This is a genomic window from Paenibacillus sp. FSL R10-2771 (assembly GCF_038000205.1).
GTDB lineage: Bacteria > Bacillota > Bacilli > Paenibacillales > Paenibacillaceae > Paenibacillus_AQ > Paenibacillus_AQ phytohabitans.
In genome coordinates this window covers 1,274,501-1,291,108 of the sequence record NZ_JBBOBM010000001.1, presented here as the reverse complement: position 1 = coordinate 1,291,108, position 16,608 = coordinate 1,274,501, and the positions used below count along the sequence as shown (strand labels likewise).

Genomic DNA, 16,608 nt, shown 5'->3' with positions numbered 1-16,608 from the left:
CCTATAACGGTGATCGGAACTGTTTTTCTGGGTGTGTTAAAGCAAATGAGAGGAACGCACGAAATGAGACTAAACTAACTATTTAATCTCTTGGGAAAGAAGTTCCTGTCTTAGTTTCATATGCTTCAATTAACTGATCCTGAGCAGTTGCATCATAAATAACTGAATTAACCCTTGGATCTTCCTTACTTTGAAAAAAGTATTTTCCTGTAACATCCGTGCCTTCTTCGATACCTTCAGCCAGCCAAACATAAGTCATGTATCCAGCACGTAAGTCATCAGGTGTAGTAGTATTACCATTATGGAATCCCATTAAAGTCGGAACCCATCCTGGTTGAATTGCATTCACTTGAATGTCTGGCCAATAACGAGATACGGTCATTGCTAAAGTGAGAATTTGAAGTTTAGTATCATTGTAGTTAATATTAGGGGCATCATTTACGATTTCTTCAACTTTAAGGTTTCCTCCTAAATGTTGATCTGACGAAATGTAAATCAGATGCTGTGGTTTATTTACTAAACTAGTCAGAATATACGGGGATAGAGAATTAACATTTAACATTTCTTCTGATGGAGCACCGTATACACCTGCATTATGAATAATGACATCGAACGTACCAAATGCATTAATTTGATCCGCCAACTGCCTTGTTTGTTCTAGGTCAGAGAAATCCCCAATAACTACACCAAGTGCTTCTGGTAAGTCTCTTCGAACATCTTCTGCACGACTTTCATTTCGAGCATGAACGACAACCTCATGACCTCTCTCTATAAGATACTTAGCAGCCAGTTCTCCTAACCCACCTGTTGATCCAGTAATAAAAATTTTCTTTCGATAGGCTTTATCAACTGGTTCGGTGTTTTCTTCTATATATAGAAGTTCTTCAACCACTTCTTCTGTATTGTATGTTCCCAAACCGAATCTCCCTTCAGTCCCTTCATTTTGGCTGCTGTTATTTTCACTATCTCCGTTATCAGGAGTTTCATTATTTACAGTTACGCTAGGATTTTGATTAGGCTGATTAGATTGAATAAGTGTATTTATAAGTAGTCCTCCAACAATCACAACAACCAATCCTGCTATTAATCGTTTATATCTCATTATTTTGCCTCCATATATTCACTAAAATTCTTTATTCTAGTTTCACTTCCCTTATTTCACTTGGATTTTATTTTTTTGAAAAATCTATTCTACTCGTTCTATTGTCACCATTACTGATTCAGTATTACCTCTCAAAATAGATAAGTCACCCTCAATCCGTCCTAATCGTACAGCACCCGCCCATTCTCCAAGATCAGTATATGTTAGTGAGAGTGCATTGCTCGGTGCATAGTAACTCAAATCTCCAGCTTTTGGTGAATCTCGTTCAGGCATACCATCCATTGTAATCAATTGTGGTGGTTCTGCGATAAGCTCACGACCTCCATAGTCTTCAAACTCTAGTGTTAGTGGCAACTGTACAAGGAGTGACTCTGAAGCAGGATTGTCCCATAAGACAGCGGTAAGTGTTTGATTGCCTACCACGATTCGAAGTGTAGCCGAGTTTTCAGTTTCAGAAGAAATCGGAATTTCTTCTGGGTTTTGTTCAACTTCTGAAGTTTGATTATTATCAGATTCTTGAGGAAGTTCTGATGAATTTCGTTGCTGATAAATAAAGTAAAAGCATCCTGTGATAAGTATTGCGCAAGCTATAAATATGGTTATAACACTGTTGCGTTTCATGTTTTTTCTCAATGGCTCCTCTACCATTTTAATCGCTACGGGTTTAATTCCCCGCAGCGATTAAATAACTTGCTTTGTTGGGCGAATCATTATTTCACTTACAGCAACAGTATCCGGTGTGCTAATCGCATATGCTACCGCTTCGGCAATGTCACTCGGTTTCAATCCCACACCTGGTATTTTCGCGTTCTCTTGTATCCACTTGCTAGTTGCGGGGTCGTTGACCGTTGTGTAAAGTTCCGTATCCACCATTCCGGGAGATATAATAGTTGAACGAATATTATTCTCTCTTTCCTCTTGGCGAAGCCCCTCCATGATCGCCCGCACAGCAAATTTTGTTCCACAGTAAACAGCATAACCAGGACTCACGACGTGTCCTAAAATAGAGTCAGTCGCAATAATTTGACCGGATTGCTGTTTTTTCATAATAGGTAATACCGCAGCAATGCCATTTAATACACCCATGATATTGAGATCTACCACTTGTCGCCATTCATCAAAGCGTGCTTCCGAAAGAGACGCAGTTGGCATAATCCCAGCGTTATTATATAGCACATCTACGCGACCATATTTTTTGACTGCCAAATCAACAACTGCTTGAACTTCTTTTTTTTGTTACATCAGCAACAGCATATGAAATTTCAGCGTCCGGCAATGCTTCAACAAGAGCCTTCAAGCGATCTTCACGGCGAGCTGCAATGACTAATTTTGATCCCTCTTCCGCAAGTTTCTTGGTCGTTGCTTCACCAATCCCACTTGATGCGCCTAATATAACGACAACTTTCCCTTGAATATTTGACATAGGAGATTCACAGTTCCTTTCTACGTGCAATTGGATTCATATATATTAGGAATTCCCACGAACCCACGTTCTAATCAGAATTAGATTTGCGCGGCTCTACTTTGACTGTCGCAGAACGAGCTCGCGAGCTGATCATCGAGTTTAGGTATGCGTCGCCGGTGTATTTCGCGCGGTACGCATTGTCGATGTGATCATTGATCTCCCCCTTGATCGGTTCAAAAGAGACATCCTTCGTCATGCCAGCCACAGTGATTCGCCCCGCCCTCTGTCGTAGTACTGCCTGGTACCAACGGGAGTTCTGTCCGTAGTAGGCGCGTACATAAACTGAGCCGTCAACCACGACGGACCAAATCCAAGTCGGGGTGCCGTAGGTTATTCCGTCTTCTCGGAACGGGGAAATATGCAGGTCATCAGCTTTAGAAATCTTCTCTAGTACTTCTTTCGACCATGTGTCCATAAATTACATCCTCCTTTAAACGGGCCATTGATACAGAATGGCTAATACTCCTTTTATAAGATACATTCGCCACATCGAATTTTCTGCGAAATTAGCAAACCTATTACCTTTACTTTTTATTTTAACGTGTTTTTTTGTGCATAGATAATACTTATATCTTATACCATGATATGCTTGATGGGCATTTCATAATTGTGTAAAGTATTCATAAAGGAGGAGTACAGATGGAAGTTAGAGTTTTGCGTTATTTTCTTACTGTTGCAAGAGAAGGAAGCATTACGGGTGCTGCTGATTTTTTGCATCTTACACAGCCAACTTTGTCAAGACAATTAAAAGATCTTGAACAAGAGTTAGGAAAAAAACTATTTATCCGCAGTAGTCACAGTGTCATTCTCACAGATGAAGGAATGCTACTAAGAAAGAGAGCGGAAGAAATTGTTGATATGGTCGATAAAATAGAAGCGGAATTTAAATCCATGGAAGAAACAATAAGTGGTGATATTTATATAGGCGGTGGGGAAACGGACGCCATGAAACTGATTGCACGGGTAGCAAGAGACTTACAGTTAAGATATCCAAATATCCGGTATCATCTTTACAGCGGAAACGAAGATGATGTAACTGCACAACTTGACAAAGGATTGCTTGATTTTGGTATTTTAATACAACCGGCTGATGTATCAAAATATAATTATGTTAACATTCCCGCCAAAAATATTTGGGGCGTTGTTATGAGGAAAGACAGCCCTCTTGCTTGCAGAGACACCATTAGAACGGCAGATTTAATTAAAGTTCCGCTTATTTGTTCACGACAGGCTATGAAGCAGACATTCTCTAAAAATGAATTTGCGGATTGGTTTGGTGAAGACTTTGATAGATTAAATGTCGTGGCTACCTACAATCTTGCATATAACGCTGCCATTATGGTTGAAGAAAGCATTGGTTATGCAATAACTCTTGATAAAATCGTGAATACGTCTAGTGATAGTAACCTTTGCTTTAGACCCCTGGAGCCAAGACTTGAATCCGGCTTAAATATGGTATGGAAAAAGCATCAGGTCTTTTCGGCAGTTGCCGAAATGTTTTTAAAAGAAATTCAGGGAAAATTCAGCATATAAAACTAACAAACAGCCTGAATAACCCCCTTTTTTTCAGCTATCCTGCCGTTCAACTGAAGTTAGTTATCTGAGAACTGATACATTGGTAGGTTGTCCTCGACTTCTTCTCGTCGCGATATCCTCGTACTATCTACAGTGTAGCTGCTAAATTGGATTAGAAGTGGCGCGAAGCAATCTGCTTCAGATATGGCAACAATCAGCAATAGTACCTTGTTCTTGTCCCTTAAAACAGAAAACCCGCGCTGGGCGCAGGCACTTATGGGATTATGTTCTTGTCCACCGACTTTATTTCATTGTTGTTGGAGGACAAGAACTTAGCCCCTTGTGTGTCCTTTAGCTTGATAAAGCTTTTTGAAAATCCATGTTTATACATCCCCTCTCACACACACCAACACTGGAACGCCAGCAGCAGATTATCACTTCTAGGCAGGCCAATACCGGGATAAGAACTTTCACTAATCAACCCATACTTATCCAGTTGCCAATATTCAGCCGGTGCGCCTTCATTTGGGAGGGGAGCGCTTTCCACGGATAAATCGATCACGGAGACTTTTGTCTTCGTTCCATTCCTCTTGTTCAACTGCAATGACGGTTTTGGTTGTTCGTAATTGCTATAACTTTATTTTCAAGATCACTACAGCGCGCGCAGGAACATTATACAGACTTCCATCCAACTCGAGCGGCAAAGAAACCGGTAAAACGCGCGCAGGCTGTTCCATCGAATTGAACGCATCCGGCTCGTCGGCGGTTAAAATACATTGCTCGCCTACGATACGTTCCATCGCCGCCCCTTTTACCTCTAGTTCTGTGTAAATATCGAACGGCGATGGATTGACCAACTTCACGATGAGCTCGTTCGCAGATTCGTCAAGAGTCGTCACCGCAGTCATGAAAGGAATGGCACCGTAAGCATGCTCGTGTATGAGTTGCCCGTCAATGAAACATCTGATACTTTTAGCTTCCACAACAATGTGCAACTGTCTTGTCTTTCCGGGCGAGAAGTCTACCTTTGCATTCGGAGCGAGTTTCACACGCGACCACCCAACAATGCGAACGAGTCGGCTTTCTCCGTCGGGGTCTAACTCCCACAAGAAATAGTTTTGTTCGTTCCCCTTCTTGTGTCGATCGAGAAAGCGCAGTTTAAACCCGGCTTCGCCCGTCGTTACGTTCAATTTCACTTCATAAGTTTGCCAATAAGCCTTGCCGATCCAAAGAGCATCTTCGGTAACTTCGCAGGAAAGCGAATTGCTTGTAAGCTCATCTAACAGCAGTAACGTATCTTTTCCGGAAATGACCGAGATGCCCTCGACCTGTCCGAGCTGACTCAGACTCACTCCAAGCCCCCCATGAATTTCCGGTAAGAAGCACTCTGTTTCTACCTGACAATCAACCACTACGTCGCCTCTATTCTGGCCGAACATCTTCTGGACATAGTAGGAAGGTGTCCCGTACGTCCGCGTCCCGTCAAAATAGATTAAATTCGGTTCCCATACCGTATGATGAATATTCGCAAACAAGGGTGCATATGAGGACATTACGACTAAATCCTGATTTCGCTCCATCCCCACCATGAATGCCGCTTCACTTAACGCGCCTTGCAATGTTCCATTTTGATTGTTCACGGTCATTGCATATTCGCCTACATAAATTTTCGGGCCGCTGCGGTCATAATGATCGTACATGTCATGATATAACTGATAAAACTCATTATCAGCGTAAAAGTGTTCGTCTACGATTTCAACAGGCAACCCCTTGGTCTCCGTTCCTACTTCCCAGTGCGTGTTCCAAATCGTAATAATATCCGGGTAAGCAGATTTAAGGGCATCGTAGAATACTTTGTAACGCACATTATACTCCGGGCCAAAATTTTCGTTTCCGATTTCAATATACTTCAGTCCGAACGGCTCCGGGTGACCGTTCTCCGCCCGCATGGCGCCCCACTTGCTCGTTACCGGGCCATTCGCATATTCAACTGCATCCAGCATGTCCTGCACCCATTCCTCAAGTTCATCCATCGACACGAGCTCACCAGGCCTTCCTTGGCAAGTTAATCCGCAATTGACGACGAACATCAGCTCCATCCCCATGTCTTCAGCCATTTGCAAATACTCATGGAACCCAAGTCCATTGGTGGTGCGGTAATTCCAAAGTGTCCAATGGGAAATCCGTTCAGTCGGGTCGCCGACCGTTTTTTTCCATCTGTACGCAGTCTCGATCGAAAACCCTTCAACAAAGCAACCTCCAGGGAAGCGAAGGAAACTCGGACTGAGCCCTTGCAGCATGTTTACAAGGTCGGTTCGTAGACCATTCTTACGGCCTTTGAACGTATCTTTCGGGAACAAGGAAACGAACTCGAGCCAGAACGTTCCTTCCCCTTTTGCGGAAATGATAAGTATTGCGTTGGGATCCGTGCTGTTGCTCTCAATCAACAACTCATATTTCTGCCATTCTGACGAATCGATTTGCATCTTTTGCATCGAGTATACGGAGGATTGAGAAGTATCTTTTAGGGTAATCTCCAGCACTCCATCGAATTCAAGGCTTTTTCTTGCAAAGAAGGATAATTCATATCTACAGCCGGCTTGAACGGGAATTCCCCAAAAGCCGTTATTCGTCACAGCCACAGGTCCCCCCGCAGCGTTCACAATATCTATTCGTAGGGACATAGGATTCGCGGAATTTAAGGGTTTTGACTCGTCGAGTGCCATCTCTGCATCCGTACCGTCAGGACAGAACAAATCCCATCCCGGAATCAGGCCCAAATGTTCAAACGGGGCACTCCATCCAGCAGGTGTGTGTAATGTACAACCATCGACATGGCACCGTTCAGGTATCAAAGTATCTTCGAACGAACGGTTGCGGATCAGTTCCGCATATAATCCTCCATCCCCAGATCGATTAATTTCCTCGAAGAACAGGCCGTATAAGTTTCTACTTACGGGGAATCGCTTATGACCGGCATGAATTGTTATTTTCGCAGATGAACTCATTGTTACTCAACCTTCCTCACTTATGCTAATGTACATTAAAGAGTTGGCATTAAATTCCCATACCTTAAAGCTCCTACTTCCACGCTGTTTTGTGCAAATATCCGGACACGGTTACTTTGTTCCAAGAATCGATACACTCTTGCGGATATGCATAGTTCATCATTTACGACCATTTCTATCTCCCTTGCATATAATCTTTATTGATCGATTAGGCGACAACATATGTATAATAATAAATAGAAACAAGCTGCTTGCAATCGTTAAATTAACGTTATTTGTCGATTATTGTACAAATGATCAATAAGTGCTGATCTCAAGAAGCGATTAAAAAAGCGTTATTGGACTGATGTCTGAAAAATTTTGATGGCATTACCTTACAGGATATTTCCGACAGGGCAAATGTTGACCGTGCAACCATATATCTTCATTACATGGAGAGATGCTAATATGGATTATTTCAAATATTTTGAGCGTAATTATCTTTTCTCCCTATGACATTAACAAAGGCTCCGGCTCGGACGAGTTCAATTGCAATCGATCGACCCGCACTTCGAGTAGCACCAACTACCAGTGCTATATAATTCCCCGGATTTTCACCATCCTTGATTTCACCCCCTTATTGTCGTTTAACAAACCCAATGAAACTCCCCGCAGCTTGCTGCAGGGAGTTTCATTGGGTTTGAGAGTTTACACAATATAGCCTTCCGGAACGCCATCCAGATCAGTCATCAAGTCAAAAACCCGGCCCGGCTCATCCGTTCCGTTCAGGATATCCGGAAGTAACTTCTCCATATAGGCGCGAATCGGAGCTGGACCTCCTGTAAGGGTTGCGGAACGCCAACGCGTCTGATTACGCCGCCCGTTTGTACGGCTCCCAGGTAGAACCTCTCATTTTATTCAATCTTCTTTATAATTTTCGCAGGAACACCTGCTGCAACCGTATTGGGTGGAACATCCTTGGTGACAACTGCACCAGCGGATACGATAGAATTTTCTCCAATCGTAACACCTGGCATGATCATCGCGCCTGCTCCCAGCCAAGCGTTCTTCTTGATAACAATAGGAGTAGATATTGTGGATTGTCTTTTAGCTGGATCCAATGGGTGGTTAATTGTAATCAGGTTAACTTTAGGCCCAACTAATACGTTATCTCCGATGGTTATACCGCCTCTGTCCATAAAGGTACAAGCGTGATTGATAAACACATTTTTCCCAACTCTGATATTTTTGCCGAAATCCGTGTAAAAAGGGGGAAGAAGTCCAAACGAAGCATCAACCTCTGCTCCCGTTAACCTCGAAAATAATGTCCTGACTTCTTCCGCTTCATGGTATGAGTTGTTTAATTCCATTGTAATTTTCTGTGCTTCAACAATAAGATCGCGAATTTTATAATACTCCGGATCATTCAAAGAAATTAACTCGCCATTTTTATCTCGCCCAAGAATGTCTTTCGGATTCATTTGACATACTCCTTTCCATATAAAGTATTTAAGATTGATTTTGCCCATTAGAGTAGCAACTATGCTAATACTTCAGACATTACGGGAAACATATCATTCTTCCCCTCCTTCTGTATTAGTCATTGATGGAAAATGTAACTTGAACAGCCCCCGTCCCAAGTGCTGCTGTGAGTCCGGAGATGTCTTCAATATATCCGAGTTTAGTGTATCCACCATATGAATTGGAAAACGTATTGTAGAAAAGCACCAGGCTGTTGGAGGACCACACCATGATTTCTCCTGCATGAATGGTTGCCGGTGCTTCTGTTGATTCAACAGGCAAACCACTTGGAAAATGATAGTATTTCTCTTGACCATTCAATTCTGACATGTTCACGGTCATCGGCATCTGTGTAATCAATGCCCGTGTTGTTTCATTATCATACATCTTTGCTTTAAAAGTCCTATTCCCGACAGTAATATTCATGGTGCTCATTTTACCCTCCTCGGATTGTACCGGAGCAGTAACGGCCAGCTGTCCAGGTGCTGTGGATTGTGCCGGAGCAGTCGGTGTCGGTTCGGCAGATTCTTCTATTGGCAGGTTTGCTAAAAACCGCGTCAGCATGGTTGCAGCCTGGGCCCGGGTTGCAGAGCCTGCGGGCAACATCTTGCCGCCGCTACCCTGTATATTCTGTATGCCCACCATCCACTGCAAGGCTGGCTTCGCATAAGCGCTGACCTCTGATGCATCGGTATAACCATCCAAAGTGGTATACGCAGAGATGTCATAACTCTTCGCTTCGGCGTAACGGTACAGGATCGTTGCGAATTGCTCACGGGTAATCAAGCTATGCGGTGAAAATCTCCCCACGCCCGTACCGGTAACAATCCGGTTGGCTTGCGCCCAGGCCACAGCCGAAGCGTAGTAGCTGCCACCCGGAACATCGGAAAAACCACCGTTGCCCGCTACTGCCGGAGAACCTCCGATGCGGTGCAGCACTGTGACAAGCATTGCCCGGCTCATCGGCGTTTCCGGCTCGAAATCCCCTTTTCCGGTGCCGGCCATCAAATTTTTCTCAGTCACAAATTCTACCGCGCTGCGATACCAAGCGTTGTCCGATACATCATTATAATCTGCCGCAAAAGCAGGATTCGCCGTACAAATAGTCAGAACAAGTCCCAACAGCAAACTAATCAGCCTTGATACTTGATTTTTCCTCACAAAATCATCTCCTGTCTCTAGATAACTTTACTTCAAAATAAACTCGCCGGTTTACTCGGCAAGCGACCAGGTAACTTGCACATTTCCTGAACCGAGTGCAGCTGCCAGATTTGAAGGATCGTCAACTCTTCCGAGCGGTACATACCCCCCATAAGAATTGGAGAAGGTTTGATAAAAAAGGACCAGCGTGTTTCCGGACCAGCACATGATGTCACCGGCTTGAATAGTTGCAGGGCGTTCGGTAGCTGCAGCAGGAAGATCCTCCGCCAAGTCATTGTGTTTTTCCAGCCCGTTCAGCTCGTCCATTTGGATGGTCAAAGGAAATTTCGCGACTAGCGCCTGCGTCGTTTCATTGTTATTTAATGTCGCAGTAAAGGTGCTTCCGCCTACAGTAATATGGATGGCAATCATGCTGTTTTCCTCCGTCACGTTATCTTCTGTTTCAATCACGTTGTTTTGCTTGGCCGATTCAGCGGGCTGCTTTGTTGCTTCTGCGGGTTTACTGCCCGGGAGGGGAATGTCCAGATTAGGGCCTTCCCCTTGCTCTGCGGCAGCTCCAGAACTTGGCCTATTATTTGCCGAGCTGCAGGCTGCTAGCATAAATATAATAGAAAGGCAGAACAGCAAGCCTAAGATTTTACGCATGTTTACCTCCTGATTTAAGAAATCATAGCCCATACGAACCGTTTCAAGCTATATTTTCGCGTGATACTGATTAATCCGCTTCATCTGCCAATTCGATCAGCACATCATAGCTGCCCGTCAGTTCACTGATTACTGACAATTTACTGTCTATTTTTCCAATGTTCACCTGATAACCATATTGTTCTGATTTCTCTTCATCTTCAAAAAGGATGGTAAAATAATTTGCATCCGTGGCAAAATCAATATCACCATTTTGCCAACCGAAATGCATATTGATTTTAGTGCCGCCCTCCAGGACACGAGTGGCCATGGAAGGGACTTCTGTCTGCATCCAGGCGCCGTCTGAGGCCACACGCATCGGATTATCATCATGTACCGGAGTTCCCTCAGAGGTTTCTGAAGGTATGCCGGCTGTAGACTGTGCGGCCTCGCCAATAACGCCATTTCCGTTACTGCAGGCTACAAGCATAACAATCAACAGTACTGCAAATGGAACCGCTAAAATTTTTCTCATTAAATTCACCAATCTTTTCTTTCCAATCCGAAAAAAATATAAGCAAGCCATACAAAATGAGGATAAAGCTATTTTTTTAGCTTTCCCCTTTTGGGCGACGGAATCCGCTGCATGCCTTTTGCTGCATAATAGGCGACACAGATGCAAAGCCCCATCATGGCCAAATGGTCCGCAAAAAATAATACCGGGTACTGTTCAAATTCAAAGGAAATGAACATTATTTTCAAAAAAAGATATGAAGCAATATCGTGCAAGATAAAGGCATAGACACCGTATGCGGCAATTCCTGCCGCGATGACCCGCAGTATAACCTTACGGGCAGACGGCCTAGCAATTCTAACCGCTTTGCGCATCATCATCATAATCATGTTCCAATGTAATCCGACATGCACGGACATGAAGATAAACCCCCAATAGGAAGCAAGCATATGCAATTCCCTTGCAAAAGACATCCCCCCGTGAATGGACAGAAAAGCAAAGGGATAACGGGACATCATAATGCCGCTGACCATCAGACCGATCATGCATATAAATACCGACAGATTCACCACGGTTTGAAAGATGCGGAACGCTGTATACTTCCCTTTCTGCAAATTTTTGTATCATCTGAAGTTCAGTAAGTTGTGGGTAATAAACATTACAAACATGGCGGAGCCGATCCATTCATGCGCCTTCTGTCCGGTCAATATGAAAGCCATCAAAACGGGTAGCAATACACTCATGACCAGATCAATGACTATTTTAATCATAGATTTGGGCTTCATCGTTCCCCCCACTTATTCACTTGAGTTAGTCATTCCAAGCTGGTCCAGCCACTCGTTCACCTCTTGCTCGGCATCGATGGCATCTCCGCCTCTGACGGCAAGCCCGTCCACTACGGTTGCGGCGGTCAACATGTTTTTTTATTGTTTGGTCATTGTTTGAAAACCGGCTGCCTTCATGGGTAGTAAAAGGAATCACGGTTTTATCTGAAAAGTCGTACGCCTCCAAAAAGGTATACACTGCCATTGGCAGGTCGTACCACCAGTTCGGGAAACCTATAAAGATGGTGTTGTAATCATCCATGTTTTCCACATGAGCGCTCAGCTCTGGCCGTGCCTTCTCCTTTTGCTGTTCCTGGCCCAAATCTACAACCGTATCGTAATCGGCAGGAAATTTATTAATAGTCTCGCGGCCAACCGGCAAAAACAGTAAGCTCGATAATCATTTCAATGATTTCTTCTTCCGTAAGACCATTTTGTCATGTGGCGACATTATCTACGTTCATAATCATCTCTCAAAAAAAGCATCGGTTTGTTCGGTAAGTTTTGGTGCAAAATCTTAAACAGACATTTTCTCCCTACACCCCATCTTTCGTAAATACAATATAAATCGATATTGATCGATTAGACGACATGTGTATAATAATATATAGAATCGAGCATCTTACAATCGTTAAATAATCTGTATCTGTCGATTATTTTACAAATTCGACTGAATTGACTATTAACTTAGGGAGTTGGGTGATATCAAATATGTCTAAAATTGATAGAAGAATACTGAAATCACAGGAAGCGATAAAAAAAGCCGTCATTGAATTGATGTCTGAAAAGAATTTTGATGCTATTACTATCCAGGATATTTCCGACAGGGCAAATGTCCACCGGGCAACCATTTATCTTCATTACACTGATAAATTTGATCTGCTGGATAAACTGATCGAAGAACATATTAACAACATGAAGGACATCAACCAATATGCATGTGAAATGGAGTGGAGTGAAGCAAATCTGGTCTATTTCGAATATTTTGAACGTAATTATTTATTCTTTTCAACGATGTTAGCGAGTAAAGGAGCTCCTTCGTTTCGTGCACGGTTCCTTGAGTTTCTTATTGAAGAATATAAAGGTGAAGTAAATATGAACGAAGAAAGAAATCAGGGATTGGATGAATTGATTGTGGGTTCCTTTATGGGAACAGCTTTCGTAGGAATAGTAGAATGGTGGATTACAAACGGAATGCCGCATCCACCTCATGTCATGGCGAACCAAGTTGGGGTATTGCTTGAGAGGGTTGTATAAATCCAGCACATATATCAGGTTTCATAAAAATCACTTTTCATTCAAAATAAAGAGGGGACCCCGATTTGTTCCCTAGGGTTCCCCTCTAGATGCATTAATCATCTAACATGTCGGTTTCAGACTTTTTATTGTTTCCACACTTTTTTATTATCAGACAACTTCATAACTTTAATGATCGCTTCACAACTATAAATGTTTGTATATATTTTTGATGAATTTAAACTTCATCCTTAAATAGCCAGTTCAGATCAACATGCCTCCTCCTGGTTCGGCCTCGCCTAAATCTTGTCGATGGATATACCACTTCCATCTTGCCAAGTTCTCTACACCTCCAAGTGGATGTGCATGTTGCTCATTTTCCTCCATATTCGTTTTTCCTTTGAGCCTCCCCGATTTGGTAGCCTCTCGGCATCTTCGGTTTTTGCTTAGTACTCGCCCCAGACGGCCTACTCGAATGTTCGACTTCGGCTCTAAGCGCTTCTAGGCTCCCCGGTTTCTGTCTGGCATATAGAGTATTCTCTACATCTCTTCTTTTGCGAACGGACGGGCTTTGAGTCACCGGTGCGTCCTACACCGGTGATCACTTCCAGTCCCAGACTTCTGAGATGAGCCGCTACAATGGCTGAAGTCCGTTCTTCCTCATACCCAAGCTCGGGATGACGGTGGAAGTCCCTTCGCCACACAATAAGCTGCTCTTGAAGCGGCCGTGCTGCTGCGAGTAGTTCGCTGATGTTCATGAATGACTGTCTCCTCCCTCATCAGCAGCTGCTAATCTGGCATAGATTGCATTTGCCGAATTGCCGATATGGCGTTTCATCATGTCCCGCGACAGCTCCCGGTCATGTGCTTGCAGTGCTGCAAGAATCTCCATATGTATTCCGTAAATCAGCGTTCGGATCTCTTCGTCGTAAAGCATCAGATCCAGCGCCAGGTTAATTTTGGTGCGTATCTGCCGGACGGCTGCTTCACAATACGGATTGCCCGATGCCTTCGCAATTGCCAGGTGGAACTTCACATCGAGAGCCCGGAACCATTCCCGTGTGCATTCCGGCTCCATGCTCTTGTCCAGATAGCTCTGAAGAAGCGCAAGCTCGCCTGCGGTGATCCGCTCAGCAGCCAGAAAAGTGCCCTCAGGCTCAATAATCGTCCGGTATTCGAACACCTTCAGCATCTGATCCCAGTCCCGCTTGATCTCCGCTCGTGTACGCTTGTGGGAGTTGGCTGTTACCGGCAGAACGAAGGTGCCGCCCTTCGCTCCCACACACTTCTCGATCAAACCTCTATTCTCCAGCTCCGAGAGCGCTTCGCGCACGGTAATCCGGCTGGCATTGAAGATTTCGGCCAGCTCCCGCTCGGTGGGAAGCTGTTCTTCACTGAGCAGTTCCTTCAGAATGATCGCTTCCTCCAGCTGCTCCAGGATGAATTCACTAACCTTCTTGGCGGATACTTTCTCGAACCACAAATGGAATCCTACCGACATATCCTTCACCCCAATATAAATGGTCTAGACCTTATACCTTTAATATATTCCCAGTAAACATATATGCAATTGTTATTTTATTTTCTTTTTTTATCTCCCTATTATGAGCGTTACATTAACTCACACTGTCAGAGCAAAGAGTGCCTGCAGCAGGTTGAATTACAGAAAGTCGGGGTACACAAAAAGGGATTACAGCGTCAGATAATTTGCTGGAATCCCTCATTCTTACAATTCGTTTTAATAAGGATTTTAGGGGAGACAAGTGAACTTAGAGGAGACCTTTGGATCTAAAAAGGGATATCTATCAAGTGTAAACAGAAGAATTCAGAATGAAAACAATTCAAACGGCTCGGCTACGGTTACAAGTTTTTTGCCTACCTGGCTGCAACCGCCTCAAATTGGATTAGTGACTTTCACCCTAGAGTTGACGCTCAGCAGGGCGTACCATAAAATTAAGAGCCATCTATGGCGACTCTTATTTGGAGCATACTTAGTACGTATGTATCTTTATTTCTGCACTTTAGCTTCTTTAAAACAAGGTAACACAGTATTACGAATAATAAAGAGACAATAATCAATTTGCAAATTAATCTAGTCGCCTCCAACTCGTAGGTTAGGGTGAAACCATTTATTTGTCTGCTCAAATCTTCTAATTTCCAAATCGGACAAGCCATCCTTGTGCGTGGTTGCTAAAGGTACCAAAAAAGTACTGCTGGGACAAGAAGCTATTTTTATGATCCCGGCAGCTACCTGGTCACCTCCGTGCACCTGATTACCGGACAAGTAATTGAAGCTTCTCCGGAGACCCCCGTACTTGTCCCTGCGACTCCAATTCGAGATGGATCAAATCCTGAATATGATCCAACAATAAGAGAATTATTTTTATTTTTCATTAATATCTATCCTTTCTACCACTGTTTTATATTTGGTTTCGCGGGTTTATTATCCGGCATCTGCACAAATGGAACGGTAGCAAGATTCTTTGAAATTTTTGCCTAATCCTCCTTTTTGGAGATTGAGCATGTTGGCCTTTCCATTCCGGAGTTTGCAGGCGCACCCAAACTTTAAACTAAACTTGAACGGAAAGCTTCTTCACTTTATATAAAATTCGCAAAAACAGACGCTGCAACAACAGTCATCAATCCGGATACTGCAATTGCCAAGCTACTCATCGCACCTTCGATTTCTCCCAGTTCTATCGCTTTCACGGTTCCGATAGCATGCGAAGATGTACCAATAGCAAGCCCCTTCGCAATAGGCTCCTCAATCAGGAAGAATCTACAAATCGTCTCTGCAATGATGGAGCCAAGTATACCTGTTATAATAATCACTGCGACCGTAATCGTAACCATACCGCCCATTTCTTCCGATAATCCGATTCCGATTGCAGTAGTAATTGATTTTGGCAGCAATGTAACATATTGCTCATGTGTAAATTTAAAGAGCAAGGACATTACAAAGACACTGCTGAGACTTGCAAACACCCCGGACAATATGCCTATAATAATGGCTTTCATATTCTTTCTTAGAAGGTTAAATTGGAGATAAAGCGGAATTGCCAAACAAACGGTTGCTGGGGTTAGTAAATAGCTTAGATACTTCGCTCCATTATTGTAACTGTCATAATCCACTCTGAACATCGTTAATACCAACATTACAAATACAATAGAAATCAATAATGGATTAAAAATCGCTTTATTAAATCTTCTCTTCAGAAATAAGCCTGCTTCATATCCGAAAATACTAACAGCAACCCCAAAGAAGATAGAATTACTCAGCAGGTCTCTCACTACTTCTCCTCTTTTCCATTCTGATCATAAATTGAGTAGTCTTTCCTGTAACGATCATGACGATAATTGTAGAGAATATTGTAATAATAATAACAGGTATAAATATGCTCTTTAGAGCCGGCCAGGATATGAGCAGCCCAACAGTTGCCGGTATAAACATTAGAGGCATTATTTCTATAAGAAAAAATCCTGCCTCTTTGACCTGTTCGACTGGAATTATTTTTACTTTTAATAAAATCAGCATCAAAACAAGCCCATAAATACTAGCCGGTATAGGAAACGGTAGAATATATCTGAGTACTTCTCCAATAAATGTAACGGCGAAAATATTAAATAGTTGTCTGGTATACTTCATCGTGATAACACAT

At 43.2% G+C, this 16,608-nt stretch carries 18 protein-coding genes and 2 pseudogenes; 4 read left to right on the top strand and 16 right to left on the bottom strand.

Translation table 11 applies throughout. The annotated features are described in order from the left end of the window. Nucleotides 1-82: 82 nt before the first annotated feature. The 4 genes and pseudogenes from NSU14_RS05560 to NSU14_RS05545 form a co-directional block, all read right to left on the bottom strand. A complete protein-coding gene (locus tag NSU14_RS05560; protein WP_336100983.1) occupies nt 83-1,102 on the bottom strand; it encodes an SDR family NAD(P)-dependent oxidoreductase in 1,020 nt (339 codons plus the stop codon). 84 nt (nt 1,103-1,186) lie between these two features. Then, nucleotides 1,187-1,723, bottom strand: a complete 537-nt coding sequence (locus NSU14_RS05555; protein ID WP_336100985.1) for a cyclophilin-like fold protein — start codon at nt 1,721-1,723, stop codon at nt 1,187-1,189. Nucleotides 1,724-1,783: 60 nt separating this feature from the next. Further along, a pseudogene (locus NSU14_RS05550) lies at nt 1,784-2,525 on the bottom strand (SDR family oxidoreductase). A 70-nt stretch (nt 2,526-2,595) separates the two neighbouring features. After that, the gene (locus tag NSU14_RS05545; RefSeq protein ID WP_336100987.1) at nt 2,596-2,982 is read right to left on the bottom strand and encodes a DUF2255 family protein; all 387 of its coding nucleotides are present in this window, start codon (nt 2,980-2,982) and stop codon (nt 2,596-2,598) included. Nucleotides 2,983-3,206: 224 nt separating this feature from the next. Between NSU14_RS05545 and NSU14_RS05540 the strand changes: the two genes are divergently transcribed. Next, nucleotides 3,207-4,100 (top strand): LysR family transcriptional regulator, encoded by an 894-nt coding sequence (locus tag NSU14_RS05540; RefSeq protein ID WP_336100988.1) that lies wholly within the window; start codon nt 3,207-3,209, stop codon nt 4,098-4,100. A gap of 611 nt (nt 4,101-4,711) precedes the next feature. Here the strand turns inward: NSU14_RS05540 and NSU14_RS05535 are convergent. Next, nucleotides 4,712-7,090, bottom strand: coding sequence for an alpha-L-arabinofuranosidase C-terminal domain-containing protein (locus NSU14_RS05535; protein ID WP_336100989.1), 2,379 nt, complete (start codon nt 7,088-7,090; stop codon nt 4,712-4,714). Nucleotides 7,091-7,440: 350 nt separating this feature from the next. Between NSU14_RS05535 and NSU14_RS05530 the strand changes: the two genes are divergently transcribed. After that, nucleotides 7,441-7,536, top strand: coding sequence for a TetR family transcriptional regulator (locus tag NSU14_RS05530; RefSeq protein WP_340948891.1), 96 nt, complete (start codon nt 7,441-7,443; stop codon nt 7,534-7,536). Nucleotides 7,537-7,983: 447 nt separating this feature from the next. On the opposite strand, the gene NSU14_RS05525 is transcribed toward NSU14_RS05530, so the two are convergent. From NSU14_RS05525 to NSU14_RS35925, 7 genes and pseudogenes are all read right to left on the bottom strand, one after another. Next, nucleotides 7,984-8,550: a sugar O-acetyltransferase gene (locus tag NSU14_RS05525; protein ID WP_336100990.1), complete on the bottom strand. Its 567-nt coding sequence runs from the start codon at nt 8,548-8,550 to the stop codon at nt 7,984-7,986. A gap of 115 nt (nt 8,551-8,665) precedes the next feature. After that, nucleotides 8,666-9,751 (bottom strand): cyclophilin-like fold protein, encoded by a 1,086-nt coding sequence (locus NSU14_RS05520; RefSeq protein WP_336100991.1) that lies wholly within the window; start codon nt 9,749-9,751, stop codon nt 8,666-8,668. 51 nt (nt 9,752-9,802) lie between these two features. After that, nucleotides 9,803-10,396: a cyclophilin-like fold protein gene (locus NSU14_RS05515; protein WP_336100992.1), complete on the bottom strand. Its 594-nt coding sequence runs from the start codon at nt 10,394-10,396 to the stop codon at nt 9,803-9,805. 70 nt (nt 10,397-10,466) lie between these two features. Beyond that, the gene (locus NSU14_RS05510; protein ID WP_336100993.1) at nt 10,467-10,910 is read right to left on the bottom strand and encodes a hypothetical protein; all 444 of its coding nucleotides are present in this window, start codon (nt 10,908-10,910) and stop codon (nt 10,467-10,469) included. Nucleotides 10,911-10,978: 68 nt separating this feature from the next. Continuing rightward, entirely contained in the window at nt 10,979-11,461 is a 483-nt protein-coding gene (locus NSU14_RS05505; protein WP_336101038.1) for a DUF4405 domain-containing protein, read from the bottom strand. Nucleotides 11,462-11,512: 51 nt separating this feature from the next. Then, nucleotides 11,513-11,674, bottom strand: coding sequence for a hypothetical protein (locus tag NSU14_RS05500; RefSeq protein WP_340943372.1), 162 nt, complete (start codon nt 11,672-11,674; stop codon nt 11,513-11,515). 187 nt (nt 11,675-11,861) lie between these two features. Then, nucleotides 11,862-11,975, bottom strand: a pseudogene (locus NSU14_RS35925) (flavodoxin); the annotation flags it as partial. Between the two features lie 449 nt (nt 11,976-12,424). Here NSU14_RS35925 and NSU14_RS05495 point away from each other — a divergent pair. Next, nucleotides 12,425-12,970: a TetR/AcrR family transcriptional regulator gene (locus NSU14_RS05495; RefSeq protein ID WP_336100994.1), complete on the top strand. Its 546-nt coding sequence runs from the start codon at nt 12,425-12,427 to the stop codon at nt 12,968-12,970. Nucleotides 12,971-13,440: 470 nt separating this feature from the next. On the opposite strand, the gene NSU14_RS05490 is transcribed toward NSU14_RS05495, so the two are convergent. Together NSU14_RS05490 and NSU14_RS05485 are read right to left on the bottom strand one after the other, a co-directional pair. Next, the gene (locus NSU14_RS05490) at nt 13,441-13,707 is read right to left on the bottom strand and encodes a hypothetical protein (RefSeq protein ID WP_336100995.1); all 267 of its coding nucleotides are present in this window, start codon (nt 13,705-13,707) and stop codon (nt 13,441-13,443) included. Next, nucleotides 13,704-14,450, bottom strand: coding sequence for a FadR/GntR family transcriptional regulator (locus NSU14_RS05485; RefSeq protein ID WP_336100996.1), 747 nt, complete (start codon nt 14,448-14,450; stop codon nt 13,704-13,706). The genes NSU14_RS05490 and NSU14_RS05485 overlap by 4 nt, the downstream gene beginning before the upstream one ends. A gap of 750 nt (nt 14,451-15,200) precedes the next feature. Between NSU14_RS05485 and NSU14_RS05480 the strand changes: the two genes are divergently transcribed. Further along, on the top strand, nt 15,201-15,449 hold the full coding sequence (locus NSU14_RS05480) for a hypothetical protein (RefSeq protein ID WP_336101039.1): 249 nt from the start codon (nt 15,201-15,203) through the stop codon (nt 15,447-15,449). 98 nt (nt 15,450-15,547) lie between these two features. On the opposite strand, the gene NSU14_RS05475 is transcribed toward NSU14_RS05480, so the two are convergent. Further along, a complete protein-coding gene (locus NSU14_RS05475) occupies nt 15,548-16,240 on the bottom strand; it encodes an LrgB family protein (RefSeq protein WP_336100997.1) in 693 nt (230 codons plus the stop codon). Then, nucleotides 16,221-16,595, bottom strand: a complete 375-nt coding sequence (locus NSU14_RS05470; protein WP_336100998.1) for a CidA/LrgA family protein — start codon at nt 16,593-16,595, stop codon at nt 16,221-16,223. Before NSU14_RS05470 ends, NSU14_RS05475 begins: the two co-directional genes overlap by 20 nt. Nucleotides 16,596-16,608: the final 13 nt, after the last annotated feature.

Excerpts from the sequence above, each read along its gene's own strand:
- NSU14_RS05525 (WP_336100990.1), bottom strand. The coding sequence starts at position 8,550 with ATGAATCCGAAAGACATTCTTGGGCGAGATAAAAATGGCGAGTTAATT.
- NSU14_RS05535 (WP_336100989.1), bottom strand. The coding sequence starts at position 7,090 with ATGAGTTCATCTGCGAAAATAACAATTCATGCCGGTCATAAGCGATTC.
- NSU14_RS05510 (WP_336100993.1), bottom strand. The coding sequence starts at position 10,910 with ATGAGAAAAATTTTAGCGGTTCCATTTGCAGTACTGTTGATTGTTATG.
- NSU14_RS05495 (WP_336100994.1), top strand. The coding sequence starts at position 12,425 with ATGTCTAAAATTGATAGAAGAATACTGAAATCACAGGAAGCGATAAAA.
- NSU14_RS05515 (WP_336100992.1), bottom strand. The coding sequence starts at position 10,396 with ATGCGTAAAATCTTAGGCTTGCTGTTCTGCCTTTCTATTATATTTATG.
- NSU14_RS05555 (WP_336100985.1), bottom strand. The coding sequence starts at position 1,723 with ATGAAACGCAACAGTGTTATAACCATATTTATAGCTTGCGCAATACTT.
- NSU14_RS05560 (WP_336100983.1), bottom strand. The coding sequence starts at position 1,102 with ATGAGATATAAACGATTAATAGCAGGATTGGTTGTTGTGATTGTTGGA.
- NSU14_RS05500 (WP_340943372.1), bottom strand. The coding sequence starts at position 11,674 with ATGAAGCCCAAATCTATGATTAAAATAGTCATTGATCTGGTCATGAGT.
- NSU14_RS05490 (WP_336100995.1), bottom strand. The coding sequence starts at position 13,707 with ATGAACATCAGCGAACTACTCGCAGCAGCACGGCCGCTTCAAGAGCAG.
- NSU14_RS05545 (WP_336100987.1), bottom strand. The coding sequence starts at position 2,982 with ATGGACACATGGTCGAAAGAAGTACTAGAGAAGATTTCTAAAGCTGAT.
- NSU14_RS05485 (WP_336100996.1), bottom strand. The coding sequence starts at position 14,450 with ATGTCGGTAGGATTCCATTTGTGGTTCGAGAAAGTATCCGCCAAGAAG.
- NSU14_RS05540 (WP_336100988.1), top strand. The coding sequence starts at position 3,207 with ATGGAAGTTAGAGTTTTGCGTTATTTTCTTACTGTTGCAAGAGAAGGA.
- NSU14_RS05470 (WP_336100998.1), bottom strand. The coding sequence starts at position 16,595 with ATGAAGTATACCAGACAACTATTTAATATTTTCGCCGTTACATTTATT.